14 protein-coding genes and 1 tRNA gene are annotated in these 16,443 nt (G+C 67.8%); 7 read left to right on the plus strand and 8 right to left on the minus strand.

The window, feature by feature from the left end; all coding sequences use genetic code 11:
• Nucleotides 1-7 precede the first annotated feature (7 nt).
• From FHR20_RS08630 to smpB, 4 genes are all read right to left on the minus strand, one after another.
• Nucleotides 8-2,404 carry a hybrid sensor histidine kinase/response regulator gene (locus FHR20_RS08630; protein WP_167299121.1) on the minus strand — a complete coding sequence of 799 codons (2,397 nt, stop codon included), beginning with the start codon at nucleotides 2,402-2,404 and terminating at the stop codon, nucleotides 8-10.
• A gap of 78 nt (nucleotides 2,405-2,482) precedes the next feature.
• On the minus strand, nucleotides 2,483-4,564 hold the full coding sequence (locus tag FHR20_RS08635) for a M13 family metallopeptidase (RefSeq protein ID WP_167299122.1): 2,082 nt from the start codon (nucleotides 4,562-4,564) through the stop codon (nucleotides 2,483-2,485).
• A gap of 73 nt (nucleotides 4,565-4,637) precedes the next feature.
• Complete coding sequence (locus FHR20_RS08640; protein ID WP_286710948.1) at nucleotides 4,638-5,219, minus strand: DUF2062 domain-containing protein; 582 nt, start codon at nucleotides 5,217-5,219, stop codon at nucleotides 4,638-4,640.
• The gene (gene smpB / locus FHR20_RS08645) at nucleotides 5,212-5,691 is read right to left on the minus strand and encodes an SsrA-binding protein SmpB (RefSeq protein WP_086129916.1); all 480 of its coding nucleotides are present in this window, start codon (nucleotides 5,689-5,691) and stop codon (nucleotides 5,212-5,214) included. The genes FHR20_RS08640 and smpB overlap by 8 nt, the downstream gene beginning before the upstream one ends.
• Nucleotides 5,692-5,927: 236 nt before the next feature.
• On the opposite strand from smpB, the gene FHR20_RS08650 reads away from it, so the two are divergent.
• Both FHR20_RS08650 and recJ read left to right on the plus strand, forming a co-directional pair.
• A complete protein-coding gene (locus FHR20_RS08650; protein WP_167299124.1) occupies nucleotides 5,928-6,089 on the plus strand; it encodes a hypothetical protein in 162 nt (53 codons plus the stop codon).
• 63 nt (nucleotides 6,090-6,152) lie between these two features.
• The gene (gene recJ, locus FHR20_RS08655; protein ID WP_167299125.1) at nucleotides 6,153-7,916 is read left to right on the plus strand and encodes a single-stranded-DNA-specific exonuclease RecJ; all 1,764 of its coding nucleotides are present in this window, start codon (nucleotides 6,153-6,155) and stop codon (nucleotides 7,914-7,916) included.
• A gap of 58 nt (nucleotides 7,917-7,974) precedes the next feature.
• Here the strand turns inward: recJ and FHR20_RS08660 are convergent.
• The 3 genes from FHR20_RS08660 to FHR20_RS08670 all read right to left on the minus strand — a co-directional run bounded on the left by FHR20_RS08660 (nucleotide 7,975) and on the right by FHR20_RS08670 (nucleotide 10,214).
• Nucleotides 7,975-8,049 (minus strand) — tRNA-Glu (locus tag FHR20_RS08660).
• 60 nt (nucleotides 8,050-8,109) lie between these two features.
• Nucleotides 8,110-8,574: a YbaK/EbsC family protein gene (locus tag FHR20_RS08665; protein ID WP_167299126.1), complete on the minus strand. Its 465-nt coding sequence runs from the start codon at nucleotides 8,572-8,574 to the stop codon at nucleotides 8,110-8,112.
• Complete coding sequence (locus FHR20_RS08670; protein WP_167299438.1) at nucleotides 8,571-10,214, minus strand: MFS transporter; 1,644 nt, start codon at nucleotides 10,212-10,214, stop codon at nucleotides 8,571-8,573. Before FHR20_RS08670 ends, FHR20_RS08665 begins: the two co-directional genes overlap by 4 nt.
• A gap of 269 nt (nucleotides 10,215-10,483) precedes the next feature.
• On the opposite strand from FHR20_RS08670, the gene FHR20_RS08675 reads away from it, so the two are divergent.
• The 3 genes from FHR20_RS08675 (at nucleotide 10,484) to hppD (ending at nucleotide 13,209) form a co-directional block, all read left to right on the plus strand.
• Nucleotides 10,484-10,750 (plus strand): DUF6356 family protein, encoded by a 267-nt coding sequence (locus FHR20_RS08675; RefSeq protein ID WP_167299127.1) that lies wholly within the window; start codon nucleotides 10,484-10,486, stop codon nucleotides 10,748-10,750.
• Between the two features lies 1 nt (nucleotide 10,751).
• The gene (locus FHR20_RS08680; RefSeq protein WP_167299128.1) at nucleotides 10,752-12,098 is read left to right on the plus strand and encodes an FAD/NAD(P)-binding protein; all 1,347 of its coding nucleotides are present in this window, start codon (nucleotides 10,752-10,754) and stop codon (nucleotides 12,096-12,098) included.
• Between the two features lie 73 nt (nucleotides 12,099-12,171).
• On the plus strand, nucleotides 12,172-13,209 hold the full coding sequence (gene hppD / locus FHR20_RS08685; RefSeq protein WP_167299129.1) for a 4-hydroxyphenylpyruvate dioxygenase: 1,038 nt from the start codon (nucleotides 12,172-12,174) through the stop codon (nucleotides 13,207-13,209).
• 75 nt (nucleotides 13,210-13,284) lie between these two features.
• Here hppD and FHR20_RS08690 read toward each other — a convergent pair whose 3' ends face one another.
• Nucleotides 13,285-14,628 (minus strand): dicarboxylate/amino acid:cation symporter, encoded by a 1,344-nt coding sequence (locus FHR20_RS08690; RefSeq protein WP_167299130.1) that lies wholly within the window; start codon nucleotides 14,626-14,628, stop codon nucleotides 13,285-13,287.
• A gap of 162 nt (nucleotides 14,629-14,790) precedes the next feature.
• On the opposite strand from FHR20_RS08690, the gene hmgA reads away from it, so the two are divergent.
• Both hmgA and FHR20_RS08700 read left to right on the plus strand, forming a co-directional pair.
• A complete protein-coding gene (hmgA, locus tag FHR20_RS08695; protein ID WP_167299131.1) occupies nucleotides 14,791-16,071 on the plus strand; it encodes a homogentisate 1,2-dioxygenase in 1,281 nt (426 codons plus the stop codon).
• A complete protein-coding gene (locus tag FHR20_RS08700; protein ID WP_341786421.1) occupies nucleotides 16,068-16,424 on the plus strand; it encodes a Rieske (2Fe-2S) protein in 357 nt (118 codons plus the stop codon). The genes hmgA and FHR20_RS08700 overlap by 4 nt, the downstream gene beginning before the upstream one ends.
• Nucleotides 16,425-16,443 lie beyond the last annotated feature (19 nt).

Here is a 16,443-nt window from a genome sequence, read left to right on the forward strand (position 1 = left end):
CAAGTATTTATTTGGGCGAAAGCACATCGCGCGCGGCTTCGGCAAGTTGCTGAACCGAAAAGGGCTTCGGCAGGAAGGCGACTTGCTCCAGATCAATCGACTTGCGCAGCTGTTCTTCGGCATAGCCCGACATGAACAGGATCGGCAGATCGGGATATTTGGCGCGGATCCGGCGCGCCATCGTCGGGCCGTCCATCACCGGCATGACCACATCGGAGATGAGCAGGTCGGGCCGGTCGATCGTCTCGATCAGCTCCAGCGCCGCCTCGCCATTGTCCGCGGTGACCACGGTATAGCCCTGGCGGGCGAGCGCGCGCTCGGCGATGGCGCGGACCATGTCCTCGTCCTCGACCACCAGGATCGTGCCGGTGCCCCAGGTATCGGCGGGCTTCTCCTTGGGCCCGGGCAGCTTGGCGACGACCGGCGCCTCGGTCGCGGCGTGGACCGGCAGGTAGATGGTGAACTCCGCCCCGCCGCCGGGCACGTTCTCGGCGAAGATGAATCCGCCCGATTGCTTGATGATGCCATAGACGGTGGAAAGGCCCAGGCCGGTGCCCTTGCCCACTTCCTTGGTGGTGAAGAACGGCTCCCAGATCTTGGCGAGGATCTCGCTCGGGATGCCGGTGCCGGTATCGGCGATGCGCAGCGCGGTATAGTCGCCGACCGGCAGCACGTCGTCGTCCATCCGGCGCACATCGGCGGCCGGCACCGCCATCGTCTCGATGGTGAGCGTGCCGCCGCCATTGGGATTCTGCGAAAGCATCGCGTCGCGCGCATTGACCGCGAGATTGACCACCACCTGCTCGAGCTGGCCCGGGTCGGCGCGTACCGGGCCCAGGTTGCGGCCATGCTTGACTTCGAGCCGCACGGTCTCGCCGAGCAGCCGCTTCAACAGGTTCGAGACTTCGGAGATGACGTCGGGCAGCTGGAGCAATTGCGGGCGCAGCGTCTGCTGGCGCGAGAAGGCGAGCAGTTGGCGGGTCAGCGAGGCGGCACGGTTCGAATTGGCGCGTATCTGCTGAATGTCGTCATAGTCGCTATCGCCAGGCGAATGGCGCATCAGCATCAAATCGCAATGCCCGATGATCGCGGTCAGGATATTGTTGAAATCATGCGCGACGCCGCCCGCGAGCTGCCCCACCGCCTGCATCTTGGTAGCCTGTGCGACCTGGCGCTTGAGCTTTGATTCCTCGCCCGAATCCTTGAGGCTGATCAGCACGGCGGCTTCGCCCAGCCCGCGCGCGCCGGCGATTCCGATCGAGACCGGCTCCTCGGGCGCATCGGCCATGCGCACGGTCATCTCGGCCGATTGCGGCGCCCCGCCGGCAAAGCGGCGAACGGCGTCGGCGAGCGCGGCCTTGTCCTCGCGCACCACCAGGTCGCCCGGATAGAGCGGCGGCGCCGCGGCATTGACGCGCGTGGCCCGAACGAACGCATCGTTCATGCTGGCGAAGCGGCCGTCGCGATCGACCAGGGCAAGTCCGAGCGGCAGCAGCGCGATCAGCGAGCGGACATGCGCGCCGGCGCTGGCGCCGATCGCCGGCGTCGGCAGATTGCCCTGCTCCTCGTCGAGCAGCGCCACGAGCAGCGGCGCCTCCTCGCCGTCGAGGAAGGGGATCTGCAGCACGCGGAGCGGATTGCCCTCAAGCCCCTCGCGCTCGAAACGGACCAGCCCCATGGAATCGGTGATCAGGAAGCGGGCGAAGTCGCGCCCCTCGGCGGCGGCGTCCGGGCTGCCCATGGCGCGCAGGCGGAACACGCGGTTGGCACTGCGCACCCGGCCCTCTGGCGACACCATCGCGGCCATGATGCCGGCCGAGCCCAGCCGGTCGCCGGTATGGCCGTCGATCAGCGCCTGGACCTGGCTGGCGAGGTCGAGCGCCTGCACGCCAATGAAGCGCCAGACGAGCGATTCCTCGCCCACCCGCTGGACGCGGGCCGATACGGGAGCGCCGAACACCTGAATGCCGTCTTCGCGCGCCTCGCCGTCGCGCCAGGCAGTTCGCGCCGCAGTGCCGAGCGCGGCGACGGCGGCGTCGCTGATCGGGAGATTAGGCGGTGTCGGCCAGCCGGCGAACAATGCCTCGAAGCGGCTGTTGGCGCAGACCAGGCGTCCGGCACGGTCGGTGACCGCCAGCGCGTCGTCGCTGGCCGCAGCGAGCGCCTGGGCGACCGACCAGTCGACCGGGGCCTCGCCGGCGATATCCGCATGGAAGAGCTTGCGCGCGCCCCAGAGCCCGCCTGCGGCAAGCAGCCCCGCCGCGACGAAGCCGACCGCGACCGCGCGGTCGTTCAAGGTGAGCAGGATCACCGCGCCCGCGAGGAACCCGGCCAGGATCGCCGCCGCGAAGGGCAGCCAGCGGCGGGACGTCGAAATGGGGCTATGGGCGGGCAACGTGGCCATGCGCCACCGATGTTCGGTCGCAGGGCGTGGGTCAAGCGAATCTCCCTCTCCCCGAACGGGGGAGAGGGAGAAATCGGATCACCAGATCCGGACGCGCTTGTCGGGCGTCAGGAACAGCTTGGTTGCCGGATCGGGGTTGTAGGCCCCGTACCAGGGATCGAGGTTGCGCACGACCCAGGCACGCTGCTGCGAAGGCGAGTGCGGATCGGTAAGCAGGCGCTGGCGCAGATTCGCCTCGCGATAGTTGCGGCGCCACACCTGCGCCCAGCCCTGGTAGAAGCGCTGGTCGCCGGTGGTGCCGTCGAGCACCGGCGCCGCCTGGCCGTTCAGCGAAGCCTTGTACGCGTCATAGGCGACGGTAAGGCCGGCCAGGTCGGCCACATTCTCGCCGAGCGTCAGCGCGCCCTTCACATGCATGCCGGGCAGCGGCTCATACTGGTCGTACTGGGCGACCAGCGCGTCGGTGCGCGCCTTGAACGCCTTGACGTCCGCTGGAGTCCACCAGTCGGTCAGGCGGCCTTCCTTGTCGTACTTGGCGCCCTGGTCGTCGAAATGGTGGCTCAGCTCATGGCCGATCACCGCGCCGATGCCGCCATAATTGACTGCCGGATCGGCGTTGGGATCGAAGAAGGGCGGCTGCAGGATCGCGGCGGGGAAGACGATCTCGACCATGCCGAAATTGGCATAGGCGTTGATCGTCATCGGCGTCATGCCCCATTCCCAGCGGCGGATCGGCTGGCCGAGCTTGGAGACATTGTCGTCATACTGCCAGTTGTTGGCGCGCACATTGTTGCCGAATGCGTCGCCAGGCGTGATCGTCAGCGCCGAATAGTCCTGCCAATGATCCGGATAGCCGATCTTCGGCTTGAAGGCGGCGAGCTTCTCATGCGCCTTCACCTTGGTCTCCGGCGCCATCCATTCGAGCTTGTCGATCCGGCGGTCCATCGCCGCGATCACGTTCTTCACCAGCTGGTCGGCAGCCGCCTTGGTCTCGGGCGGGAAATATTTGGCGACATAGACTTGGCTGACGTCGTCGGAGAGCGCGCCGGTGGTGAAGTCCACCGCGCGCTTCCAGCGCTCCTCCTGCTCCGGCGTGCCCGACAGGGTGGTGCCGTAAAAGGCGAACTGCTCCTTGTCGAAAGCGCTCGGCAGCACATCGGCGAAATTGTCGAGCGTGCGGACCAGCAGCTGGTCCTTCAGCACCGCCAGCGGCGCCTGCTGGATCAGGCGGGCGATGCCCGTAACCGCGCTGGGCTGGCCGACGATCACATTTTCCACCGGCGTCTTGCCGGCGGCGAAAAAGGCCTTGAAGTCGAAGCCCGGCGCCGACTTCTGCAGCTGGGCGACCGTCATCTTGTTATAGGTCTTGGTCGCGTCGCGGCTCTCGACGCGAGTCCACTGCACCCCGGCGATCTTCGTCTCGAAATCGACGATCGCCTGGGCGCGTGCCGCGGCGTTGGGCTCGCCGGCGAGCGTCAGCACGTTGGCAAGATGCTTGAGATAGGCCGCCTTGGTCTCGACGAACTTGGCGTCCTTCGAGAGGTAATAGTCGCGGTCGGGCATGCCCAGCCCGGCCTGGTAGAGGCTCAGCGCATAGACTTCCGGCTCCTTGTCGTCCTGGCCGACATAGGTGGCGAAGGGCACGCCCACGCCGCTGCGGCGCGCGGCGGCGGCGAGCGCGGGATAGCCGGCCTTGGAGGTCAGCGCCTTGATCTGGTCGAGCCACGGCTTGGCCGGCGCCAGGCCCTTGCCGTCGATCGCCGCGGTGTCGAGATAAGTGGCATAGGCAGTGCCGATCTTCGAGTTCGGATCGGCCTTCGCCGCATCGAGGATCTCGTGCGTCTGCTTCTTGGCGTTGTCGTCCAGGATGTTGAACGAACCATAGTTCGACTTGTCGGCCGGGATCGGCGTGTTCTTCGCCCAGGCGCCATTGGCATAGTTGTAGAAATCGTCGCCCGGCTTGATCGCGGGGTCCATGCCGGCGGTGTCGAAGCCATAGCTGCCGTAGACCGGCTTGGGCTTTTCGGGCTGCGGCGCCGGATCGGGCTCGGTGACGGGCGCGGCCTCGACCGGCACGGCCGGCAGCGGGGCATTGTGCGCGCAGCCGGCAAGCAGCACGGGCGCGGCGAGGAAACTGGTGGTGAGGAGCGACAGGCGCATGGGAACCCCCGATGGTTGATCGGGCTGTCTTAGACCGTCGATGGGCTCCGTCAATCGGGCGAACGTAACATTATTACGCCGTGATGACGGGTCCTCCGCCGCGCGCGGCCCGGGCATCGGCGCGCCGCTTCCATTTGCGGGCGATCCACAGACGCCACGCCAGCGCGGTGCCGAAATAGCCGACCAGGGCAAGCGCGCCGGTGATGGTGACCAGGCCGGTGAGCGTCGCCGGGCCGGCCTGGTGGACCAGCCAGTCGCTCCAGCTCCGCTCGATCACCTGCGCCTTCTCGATCGCCGCGCCGGGGCCGATCATCCAGCTGCCCAGCCAATAGGCCGCCACCCAGAGCGGCGGCGTCGTGAAGGGATTGGTGATGAAGGTGGTCGCGGCGGCCGCCGGGATATTGGCGCGCAGCGGGAGCGCGAGCACGGCCGAGGCGGGAATCTGCCCCATCGGCACCAACACGCCGGTCACCACGCCCAGCGCCACGCCGCGCGGCACCGAGCGGCGCGTGAATCGCCAAAGCGAGCTGTGCATCACCCGGTTCGCGACCGGGCGGAGCCAGCGATTGCTCTCGACCGATTCGCGGCTGGGCGTCGCCTTGTCGAGCCAGCGGCGGAAACGCGACTTGCCCGAAGCGGGCGCGGGATCAACCACGGTCGCGGAGCAGTCGCCCCTGCTCCCGCTTCCAGTCCCGCTCCTTGATCGAGTCGCGCTTGTCATGCGTCTTCTTGCCCTTCGCCAGCGCCAGCTCGACCTTCGCGCGGCCTCGCCCGTTGAAATAGATGGACAGCGGCACGAGGGTCATCCCTTCGCGCGCCACCGCGCCATGGAGCTTGTTTATCTCCCGCTCATGAAGGAGCAATTTACGGGGGCGCTTGGGCTCGTGGTTGAACCGATTGCCGTGGCTGAACTCGGGGATGTTCGAATTGACCAGCCAGACGCCGCCGTCGTTCACTTCGGCATAGGCCTCGGCGATCGAGCCCTCGCCGAAGCGCAGCGACTTCACCTCGGTGCCGGTGAGCGCGATGCCGGCCTCATAGGTCTGCTCGATGAAATAATCGAACCGCGCGCGCCGGTTCTCGGCGACGGTCTTCACTTTCTCTTGGGCGGGACGCGGACGGGCCATAAGGCGATGCGATGTAGGCGCGGATTGGCGGAAGCGCCAGCCCGGCGGTTTCGCGGGCCCCGAACGAGCCTGAACGAGGGCGTGCGGGAAATGCGACGAACCGAACCCGCAATGCCGCTATTCGCTCGCCACCGCAGAAAAAACCATGTAACTACAAAATATTGGCGCCCGACACCCCGAGCAAGGCGCGAACCGACAGCAACTGGAAAGCTGCCGCTTGAAGCCGGAGCTTCCCCATGTCATCGCAGAACGACCGAGAATATCTCGAATACCGCCAGCGCCTGAGCGCGGAGAAGGCGCGCACCACCGTCGATCCCGGCGTCGCCCGCGTCCATGATGCGTTCGCAAGGGCCTATGCCCGGCGCCTGCACCAGCAAGTGTCGACCCTGACGGAATAACCCGCCCGGAGCGAAACGGCGGAGGAATGGACAGGCCCCCGCCCCTGTTCCATAGCTGTTCCGATGTCCGCAGTCCTCAACATCCAGCGCTCGATCACCGGCCAGCCCTGGCACTGGCGCGGGCTCGCCGCCGATTCGCGCGGCGGGCTGGTGCCGGACGACCTGGTGACGCAATTGCTGATCGCCCGCGGCGTGGCGCGCGAGGAACTCGACATGCACAAGGCGCCCAGCATCCGCGCCTTCATGCCCGACCCCTCGATCTTCCGGGACATGGACAAGGCCGCCGCGCGGCTCGCCGATGCTGTCGAGCAGCGCGAACAGGTTGCGATCTTCGGCGATTACGACGTGGATGGCGCTACTTCCGCGGCATTGCTCATATTGCTTCTGCGGGATTTGGGCCTCGAGGCGCGCCCCTATATTCCCGACCGGCTGATGGAGGGCTATGGCCCCTCGGGCGAGGCGCTGGTGCGGCTCAAGCACGAAGGCGCCAGCCTGATCGTCACCGTCGACTGCGGCGCCCAGGCCTTCGAGGCGCTGGAGATGGCGAAGGCCGCCGGCGCCGAGGTGATCGTCGTCGACCATCACAAATGCACCACCGAGCTTCCGCAGGCGCTCGCGCTGGTGAACCCCAACCGGCTCGACGAGACCGAGGGCGCGGCGCATGGCCACCTCGCGGCGGTCGGCGTCGCCTGGCTGCTCGGCGCGGCCCTGATCCGTACGCTGCGCGGGCGCGGCTATTTCGCGAGCCGGGCCGAACCCAAATTGCTCGACCTGCTCGATATCGTCGCGCTCGGCACCGTCGCCGACGTGGCGGCGCTGAAGGGGCTCAACCGCGCCTTCGTCGCCCAGGGCCTCAAGGTGATGGCGCAGCGGCGCAACATCGGGCTGAATGCGCTGATCGAGGCCTCGCGCCTCACCCGCGCGCCGACCGCGACCGACCTGGGCTTCGCGCTCGGCCCCCGGATCAATGCCGGCGGGCGCGTCGGCCGCTCGGACCTGGGCGTGCGCCTCCTCACCACCCGCGATCCCGAGGAAGCACGGACGATCGCGGAGGAACTGAACCAGCTCAACGAGGAGCGCCGCGCGATCGAGGCCGGCGTGCAGGCCGAGGCGGAAGAGCTCAGCCTGCGCAAGGCGAACCACGCGGTCGCGGTGATTGCGAGCAAGGGCTGGCATGCCGGCGTGATCGGCATTGTCGCGGGGCGGCTCAAGGAGAAGCTCGGCCGGCCGGCGATCGTGATCGCGCTCGACGAGGATGGTATCGGCAAGGGTTCGGGCCGCTCGATCCCCGGCGTCGATCTGGGCGCCGCGGTGCTCGCCGCCAAGGATGCGGGGCTGCTCAGGGCGGGGGGCGGCCACGCCATGGCCTGCGGCGTGACGATCGATGCCGAGCGGCTCGATAGCTTTGCCGAGTTCCTCAAGGAGCGGCTTTCCGAACGCGTCACCCAGGCGATGGGCGAGCGCGCGCTGCTGCTCGACGCGGTGGTGGCCCCGGGCGGCGTCTGCCCCGAGCTCGTCAACGCGATGGAGGCCGGCGGCCCCTATGGCATGGGCTGGCCGGCGCCGCGCGTGGCGGCGGGGCCGGTGACGGTGATCAAGGCCGATGTGGTCGGCACGGGCGGGCATGTGCGGCTGATCGTGGCGGGGCCGGACGGGCGCAGCATCAAGGCCGTCGCCTTCCGACAGGCCGATACCGAGCTGGGCCAGGCGCTGCTCTCCGCCCCGCGCCACCGCAAGCTCTGGCTCGCCGGCCGTGCCAGGATCGACGATTGGGGCTCCCGCCCCGCGGCCGAGCTGCACGTCGAAGACGCGGCCTGGGCGGACTAGCCCCTGCTGCCGTCGGCGAACGCCAATCGATGTGGAAGACCACGCCGCGAGCGGCGGATGGTGACCCCTACGGGAATCGAACCCGTGTTTCAGCCGTGAAAGGGCCGCGTCCTAACCGCTAGACGAAGGGGCCATGCCGAAGCGTGGAGGCGGTCCGTTAGGGAAGGTTGCGCGGCGGGTCAAGCGCATTTGCTCACCCCGGCTTGCATACGTCCACCCAACGCCGCGAAACCAGCGCCGCCAGGCGTTCGGGCGCGATTTCCACCGATGCGGTGCGCGAGCCCGCCGCCGGAAACACCGTCGCGAATCCCCGGATCGAGACATCGCAATAGACCGGCAGCGGAGTTGCCAGCCCGAAGGGGCAGACCCCGCCCACCGGATGACCGGTCAGCGCCTCCGCCTCTTCGGCGCCGAGCATCGAGGCGCGGCCGGCGAACTCGGCCTTGATCCTGGGATTGTCGAGCCGCGCATCGCCACGCGCGACGACGAGCACGACAGCATCGCCCACCCGCAGCGCCAGCGTCTTGGCGATGCGCCCGGGCTCGACCCCGAGCGTCGCCGCCGCCTCCGCCACCGTGGCGGTGCTCGCCGCCTGCTCGATCAGGACAAGATCCGGCGCATGTTCGGCAAGCCAGGCGCGCACGGTTTCGACGGTCATTCCTCGATCTTCCGCCGGAAGGTTTCGGGGAGCAGCAACAGGCCGATGACAAGCGTCGCGGCCGCAGCCACCACCGGATACCAGAGGCCGTAATAGATGTCCCCCGTCGCCGCCACCATCGCGAAGGCGGTGGCGGGCAGGAAGCCGCCGAACCAGCCATTGCCGAGATGATAGGGCAGGCTCATCGACGTATAGCGGATGCGGCTGGGGAAGAGCTCGACCAGCATCGCCGCGATCGGGCCATAGACCATGGTCACCAGCAGCACGAGCGCGAACAGGATCGCCACCACCAGCGGCTTGTCGATCCGAGCATCGTCCGCCTTGGCAGGGTAGCGGGCAGCGGCGAGCGCGGCCTGGAGGTCCTTCTGGAAGGCAGCGATCGCTGCCTTGCGGGCACCCGTGCCCATGCCGGCAAGTGCGGTCGGCGCAGTGACCTTGCTCCCGCCGATCGCCACCTCGACCTGATCCTCCGGCACTGGCGACATCGTCACATCGTCCGACAGGCGGAGGACTTCATGCTCATAGGGAACGCCAGCCTTGGCGAGATAGGATTTGGCGACATCGCAACCACTCGCATCGAACTTGTTCTTGCCGATCGGATCGAACTGGAAGGAGCAATGCGCATTGAGCGTGGAGACGACCACCGGCGCCCGCGCCTGCGCCTCGGCCAGCGCGGGGTTCGCCGCCTGGGTCAGCGCATGGAACAGCGGGAAATAGCTGATCGAGGCGAGCAGGCATCCGGCCAGGATGATCGGCTTGCGCCCGATCTTGTCCGAGAGCCAGCCGAAGAACACGAAGAAGGGCGTGCCCAGCGCCAGCGCGATGGCGATCAGGACGTTCGCGGTCATCCCGTCGACCTTCAGCGTCTTCTCGAGGAAGAACAGCGCGTAGAATTGCCCCGTGTACCACACAACCGCCTGCCCCACGACCGCACCGAACAGCGCGATGAGGACGATGCGCAGGTTGCCCCAGCGCAGGAACGCCTCGGTGAGCGGCGCCTTGGACGTGTTGCCGCTCGCCTTCATCCGGGCATAGACCGGGCTCTCGTTGAGCTGGAGCCGCACCCAGAGCGATACGCCGAGCAGCAGGATCGAGGCGAGGAACGGCACGCGCCAGCCCCAGTTCGCGAACGCCGCCTCGCCCAGCCATGACCGCGTGCCGATCACGACAAGCAGCGAGGCGAACAGGCCGAGCGTCGCGGTGGTCTGGATCCAGCTGGTGTAGAGCCCGCGCTTATGGTTGGGCGCATGCTCGGCGACATAGGTGGCGGCGCCGCCATATTGGCCGCCCAGCGCCAGCCCCTGGAGCACCCGCAACGCCACCAGCAGGATCGGCGCGGCCACGCCGGCAGTGGCGAAATTGGGGAGCAGGCCCACGGCGAAGGTCGATCCGCCCATGATCCCCATCGTCACCAGGAACGTATTCTTGCGCCCCACCAGGTCGCCGATCCGCCCGAAGACGAGCGCACCGAACGGACGCACCGCGAACCCCGCCGCGAACGCCGCGAGCGCGAAGATGAATGCGGTGGTGTCGTTCACTCCGGCGAAGAACTGCGCCGAGATCGTCGTGGCGAGCAGGCCGTAGAGATAGAAATCATACCATTCGAACACGGTGCCCAGCGACGATGCCGCGATCACCATCTTCTCGTTGCGGGTGGCCGTATGATGTTCGCCCAAGGGCGCCGACGGGGTGTCGGACCGTGCATCCTCGCTCAAGCTGTCATCCCCTCATATTGTTAGCGCTAACCAACCACAGTCCGTCCGCGGTTGGAACCCCCGTCGCTGCGCGTGCTCTCCGGCTCGCCTCTTCCCCAGGTTCGGCCATGCGCCGTCGCATTGCAAACAAAGCCAGGCTTGGGATCGCAAAAGCTGTACTTCACAGTGCGGCCCGGGGGGCGTACAGGGCGCCCATGTTCGAGCGCATCTTCCTGTCCCATCCGCGCGCCGTCGGCGAAAGCTATGGCGAGCATGCCGCCACCGCCGCGCGATTCGGCTTCACCATGATCGTCGGGGGCGCAGCCTGTGTGGTCCATGCCGTCGTCCCGGCGCTGTTCGCCCGCACCGCCAGCGATGCGGTGAAGCGGCTTTACGGGCAGATGCTCGCCCGCCAGCCCGGCATGGCGGCACGCAAGCCGGCCTATGAACAGCCCGAGTGGCAGATCGAATACGAAATCTGACGTGATCGAGCATGTCGCAATCATCGGCGCCGGTTTCTCCGGCACCTTGCAGGCGGTCAACCTGCTTCGCCACGAGGGGCCCCGCGCCACGCTGATCGAGCGCGCGCCGGTGGCGGGCCTGGGCCTCGCCTATGGCGCCGCGCATCCCAGCCATGTGCTCAACGTGCGCGCCGCGAACATGAGCGCCTTCCCTGACGATCCCTCGCACTTCGTCCGCTGGCTCCAGGCGCGCGGCGTGGAGGATGCGCCGAGCGCCTTCATCCCCCGCGTCACCTATGGCGAGTATCTCCGCGAGCTGCTCGACGCCGCGCTGCTCGAGCATCCCGACCGGCTGAAGCTGGTTCGCGACGAAGTCGAGGACCTGGAATTCGGCGATGGCGTGAAGGTCCGGCTGAAGACCGGCACGATCGAGGCCGACGCCGCGGTGCTCGCGGTCGGCAACCTGCCCCCGCACGATCCGCCCGGCCTCGATCCCGAGAAGCTCTCCGCGGAGCGTTACAAGGGCGACCCCTGGGACGCCAGCGTGCCCGAAGGGCTCGGCCCCGACGATACCGTGCTGGTGATCGGCACCGGCCTGACGATGATCGACGTCGTGCTGCTGCTCGACGCGCGCGGGTTCAAAGGCAAGATCGTCGCGCTGTCCCGCCGCGGCCTGCTGCCGCGCGCCCATGCGCCGGGCAGCGACTGGAAGAAGCTGGCCGAGCGCCCCGCCACCACTGCCTCCGGGTTGCTGCACGCCGTGCGTGCGCGCGGCGCGGAAATCGGCTGGCGCAACGCGGTCGACGAACTCCGCCCCTTCACTCAGGCGATGTGGGGCAATGCCAGCGAGGCCGAGCGCGGCCGATTCCTGCGCCATCTCCGCCCCTGGTGGGACGTGCATCGCCACCGCCTCGCCCCGGAGGTCCATGCCCGGCTGATGGCCGTTGTCGAGCGCGGCCAGCTCGAAGTGATCGCAGGCAAGACGCTCGGCTTCGAGGAGAAGCCCGGGGGCATCGAGGTCAAACTCCGCCGCCGCGGCGCCGAGACGGCGGAGGCGATGCTCGTCCAGCGCATCGTCAACTGCACCGGCCCCCTTGGCGACCTCAACCGCACCGAGGAACCCTTGCTGCAGCAGCTCGCGGCACGCGGCGTCATCCGCCCCGACGCCGCGCATCTGGGCATCGATGTCGACAATCAGGGCCAGACGATCAACGCCAGGGGCCGGCCCAACGCCAATCTCTACGCGCTGGGTCCGATGACGCGCGGGGCCTTCTGGGAAATCGTCGCGGTGCCGGACATCCGCACCCAGACCTGGAGCGTCGCCCGGCGCCTCTCCAATGCGCACTGGGTGGGTGGCGAAGGACTCTGACCGCAACTAGTATCAATTGACACTAACTGCACTTCGGACTAGCCCGCGCGTTACCTTCTTGGAGCGTGCACCCATGACCGATCCTGCCAATCCGCTCGGCCTCAACGGCTTCGAATTCGTCGAATTCACCTCGCCCGATCCCGAGGCGATGGGGAAGCAGTTCGAAATGCTCGGCTTCGTGCCGACGCACCGGCACCCGACCAAGAACGTCACGCGCTACAAGCAGGGCCGCATCAACCTGATGCTCAACCGCGACGAGGCCGGCCGCGTCGCGGCCTTCCGCGGCGAGCACGGCCCCTCGGCCAGCGCCATGGCCTTTCGCGTCGCCGATCCGGCCAAGGCGATGGCCTGGGCGCTCGAGCACGGCGCCAAGCGCACCGACGAGGACGACACCGTCATCCTCGGCATCGGCGGATCCTATCTCTATTTCATCCAGGACGGCATCGACCTCTACGAGAACTGGGCCGAGTTCCCCGGCTGGCGGGAGGCCGAGGCGAAGAACAATGTCGGGCTCGACCTGCTCGATCACCTAACCCACAATGTCCGCCGCGGCCAGATGCGGGTGTGGAGCGAGTTCTACCGCACGCTCTTCGGCTTCGAGGAGCAGAAGTATTTCGACATCAAGGGCCAGGCGACCGGCCTGTTCAGCCAGGCGATGATCGCACCCGACAAGGCGATCCGCATCCCGCTGAACGAGAGCCAGGACGACAAGAGCCAGATCGAGGAGTTCATCCGCGAGTATAAGGGCGAGGGCATCCAGCACCTCGCGCTGACCACGCCGGACATCTACGACACGGTCGAGCGCCTGCGCGCCCGCGGCGTCAAGCTGCAGGACACGATCGAGACTTATTACGAGCTGGTCGACAAGCGCGTACCCGGCCACGGCGAGGACCTGGAGCGCCTGCGCAGGAACCGCATCCTGATCGACGGCAATATCGGCGACGAAGGCATCCTGCTCCAGATCTTCACCGAGAACATGTTCGGCCCGATCTTCTTCGAGATCATCCAGCGCAAGGGCAATGAAGGCTTCGGCAACGGCAACTTCCAGGCGCTGTTCGAGAGCATCGAGCTGGATCAGATCCGCCGCGGCGTGATCAAGGTCGACGCCTGACGGGTATCGGTTTGGAGAGGAAGCCGGGGGAGCGACGCCAGTCGCGTAGCGCGCCGCTCACCCCGGCCAAAACCCTCAGGCAAGGGCCGGCTCGCCCCTTGCCTCGCGTGCGCCTTCGCGGAACCGCGTCTCGTCGAGCAGTCCTTCCCGCTTCGCCACGATCACCGGCACCAGCATCTGCCCCGCCACGTTGGTCGCGGTCCGGCCCATGTCGAGGATCGGGTCGATCGCGAGCAGCAGCCCCACGCCGTCCAGCGGCAGCCCCAGCGTGGAAAGGGTGAGCGTCAGCATCACGGTCGCGCCGGTTAGGCCGGCGGTGGCGGCCGATCCCAGCACCGAGACGAAGGCGATCAGCGCATAATGCTCGATCCCCAGCGGGATGCCATAGAATTGCGCGACGAAGATCGCCGAGATCGCCGGATAGATCGCCGCGCAGCCGTCCATCTTGGTCGTGGCGCCCAGCGGCACCGCGAAGGCGGCATAGGCGCGCGGGACGCCGAGTGCGCGCTCGGTCACGTCCTCGGTCACCGGCAGCGTGCCGACCGAGGAACGCGAAACGAAGCCGAGCTGGATCGCCGGCCAGGCCGAGGCGAAGAAGCGCAAGGGGCTGAGACCATGCGCCGCCAGCAGCGCCGGATAGACGACGAGCAGCACCAGGGCGAGCCCAAGATAGACTGCCCCCGCATAGGTGCCGAGCGCCGCCAGCGACTCCCAGCCATAACGCACCACCGCGTCGCCGATCAGCGCCGCAGTGCCGATCGGAGTCAGCCGGATCACCCAGCGCAGCAGCAGCCGGAAGACCGCCAGCGCCGAGGCGTTGAAATCGAGGAAGCGATGCCCCGCCTCCCCCGCCCGCACTGCCGCCGCACCGATCGCGACCGCGAGCACGATGATCTGGAGCACATTGAACGAGAGCCCGGTAACGGCCCCACCCTCCGCCAGCCGGGTCGATGCCGCCAGCCCCAGGAAATTCACCGGCACCAGCCCCTTCAGGAAATCGAGCCAGCTCCCGGTGCTCGAAGGCGCCGCCGCCGCGGTGGCGGCCACGGCGCTGTGATGCCCCGGCTGGAGCACAAGGCCGAGCGCGATGCCGATCGCCACTGCGATCGCCGCGGTAATCGCGAACCACAGCAGCGTCCGCACCACCAGCCGCGCCGCATTGTTTAGGTCGCGCAGCGCCGCGATCGAGGCGACGATCGCCGTGAACACCAGCGGCGGCACCAGCACCTTGAGCAGCTGCACGAAGATCTGCCCGATCGTCTGCAACGCTTGGGCGAGGCCGCTGGCGGTCTCGCCGTCGCTGCCGATTGCCCGCGCGGCCAGCCCCAGCACCAGCCCTGCCGCCATACCGATGGCGACCTGCACGCCGAAGCTTGGCAGCTGGAACCGCCGGGGTGCGGCTGCGCTGATGATGGCCATTGGTTACGACTCCGGAATCAAACCCACTAAAGAAGTAGGAATTACTCCGCCGCCGCCCAACAAAGTTTAGGTTCGCACCCTGATAGGCAATCGCGCATCATATAGTATCATTTGACACTATTATGGGCAGCGCTACAGGGAGGCGAGCATAGAGAGGATGCGATGACCGACTATTTCCCCGGCTTCGGCAACCATGTCTCCACCGAGGCGGTGCCCGGCGCGCTGCCGGTGGGGCGCAACAGCCCGCAAAGGCCCGCCTTCGGACTGTATGCCGAGCAGCTCTCCGGCACGGCGTTCACCGCGCCCCGGCACGAGAACCGCCGCTCCTGGCTCTATCGTCTGCGCCCCACCGCGGAGCATGCGCCCTTCACCCATTATCGGGGAGCGAGGAACTTCGCGCCCGGCACGGTTGGCGATCCCCTGCCCCCCAATCGCCTGCGCTGGAACCCGGTCGAGGCTCCGCCGCCGGGCACCGATCTGATCGACGGCATGACCACCATGCTCGCCAACCGCGATCCTGCGGACCTGGAGGGCGTGGCGGTGCATGTCTATGCCGCCAACAAGGACATGGAGACCCGCGTCTTCTTCGACGCGGATGGCGAGCTGCTCTTCATTCCCCAGGCCGGCCGCCTCACCCTGCTCACCGAGCTGGGCCGCATCGACATCGCCCCCGGCCAGGTCGCACTCGTGCCGCGCGGCGTGCGCTTCCGCGCGCTGCTCCCGGACGGCGAGGCGCGCGGCTATGTCGCCGAGAATCACGGCGCATTGTTCCGCCTGCCCGACCTGGGCCCGATCGGCGCCAACGGCCTTGCCAACCCGCGCGACTTCGAGACGCCCGCCGCCTGGTTCGAGGATCGCGACGAGGATTTCGAGATCGTCCAGAAGCATCTCGGCGCGCTCTGGACCACCACCCTTCCCCATTCGCCGCTCGACGTGGTCGCCTGGCACGGCAATCTCGCACCCTGGCGCTACGACCTCGCCCGGTTCAACACGATGAACACGGTGAGCTTCGACCATCCGGATCCGTCGATCTTCACGGTGCTCACCTCGCCCAGCGACGTGCCGGGCCGCGCCAATGCCGATTTCGTGATCTTCCCGCCACGCTGGATGGTCGCCGAGGACACGTTCCGCCCGCCCTGGTTCCACCGCAACGTGATGAGCGAGGCGATGGGCCTGATCACCGGCGCCTATGACGCCAAGGCAGAGGGCTTCGCTCCCGGCGGCCTGTCGCTCCACAATCTCATGGCCGGGCACGGCCCCGACGTGACCAGCTGGCAGGGCGCAAGCAACGCGGACCTGAAACCGCACAAGATCGACGGGACCATGGCCTTCATGGTCGAGACATGCTGGCCCTATCGCCCCACCCAATATGCGCTGGACCGTGCGCAGCCGGATTACGACGCGGCCTGGGCAGGTTTCCCGAAGGCGCAGCTGCCGAAGTGAGCGAGCGCCTCACCGAAACGCCTCCCGACGTGACCCTCGGCCCGCTCGACCTCATCCCCGACGGCAAGGCGCGCAATTTCGTGCTCGAGATGCGCGCCGGCCGCTTCCACGGCTTCGTCGTGCGCCGGGGCGAGACGGTCCATGGGTATCTCGACCTGTGCGCGCACCTGGCACTGCCGCTCAGCAACAGGCTCGACGCGTATCTCACGCCCGATGGCAGCCATATCCAGTGCAGCTGGCACGGCGCGCTCTACCGGATCGAGGACGGCGCCTGTGTCGGCGGCCCCTGTGTGGGGGCAAAGCTGCGCCGCTGGCCCGTGATGGTTCGCGACGGGATGATCGTCACCGCCTGATCGCACCAGGCGGAAAATA

The sequence above is a fragment of the Sphingomonas leidyi genome (assembly GCF_011761945.1).
Taxonomy (GTDB): Bacteria; Pseudomonadota; Alphaproteobacteria; order Sphingomonadales; family Sphingomonadaceae; genus Sphingomonas; species Sphingomonas leidyi.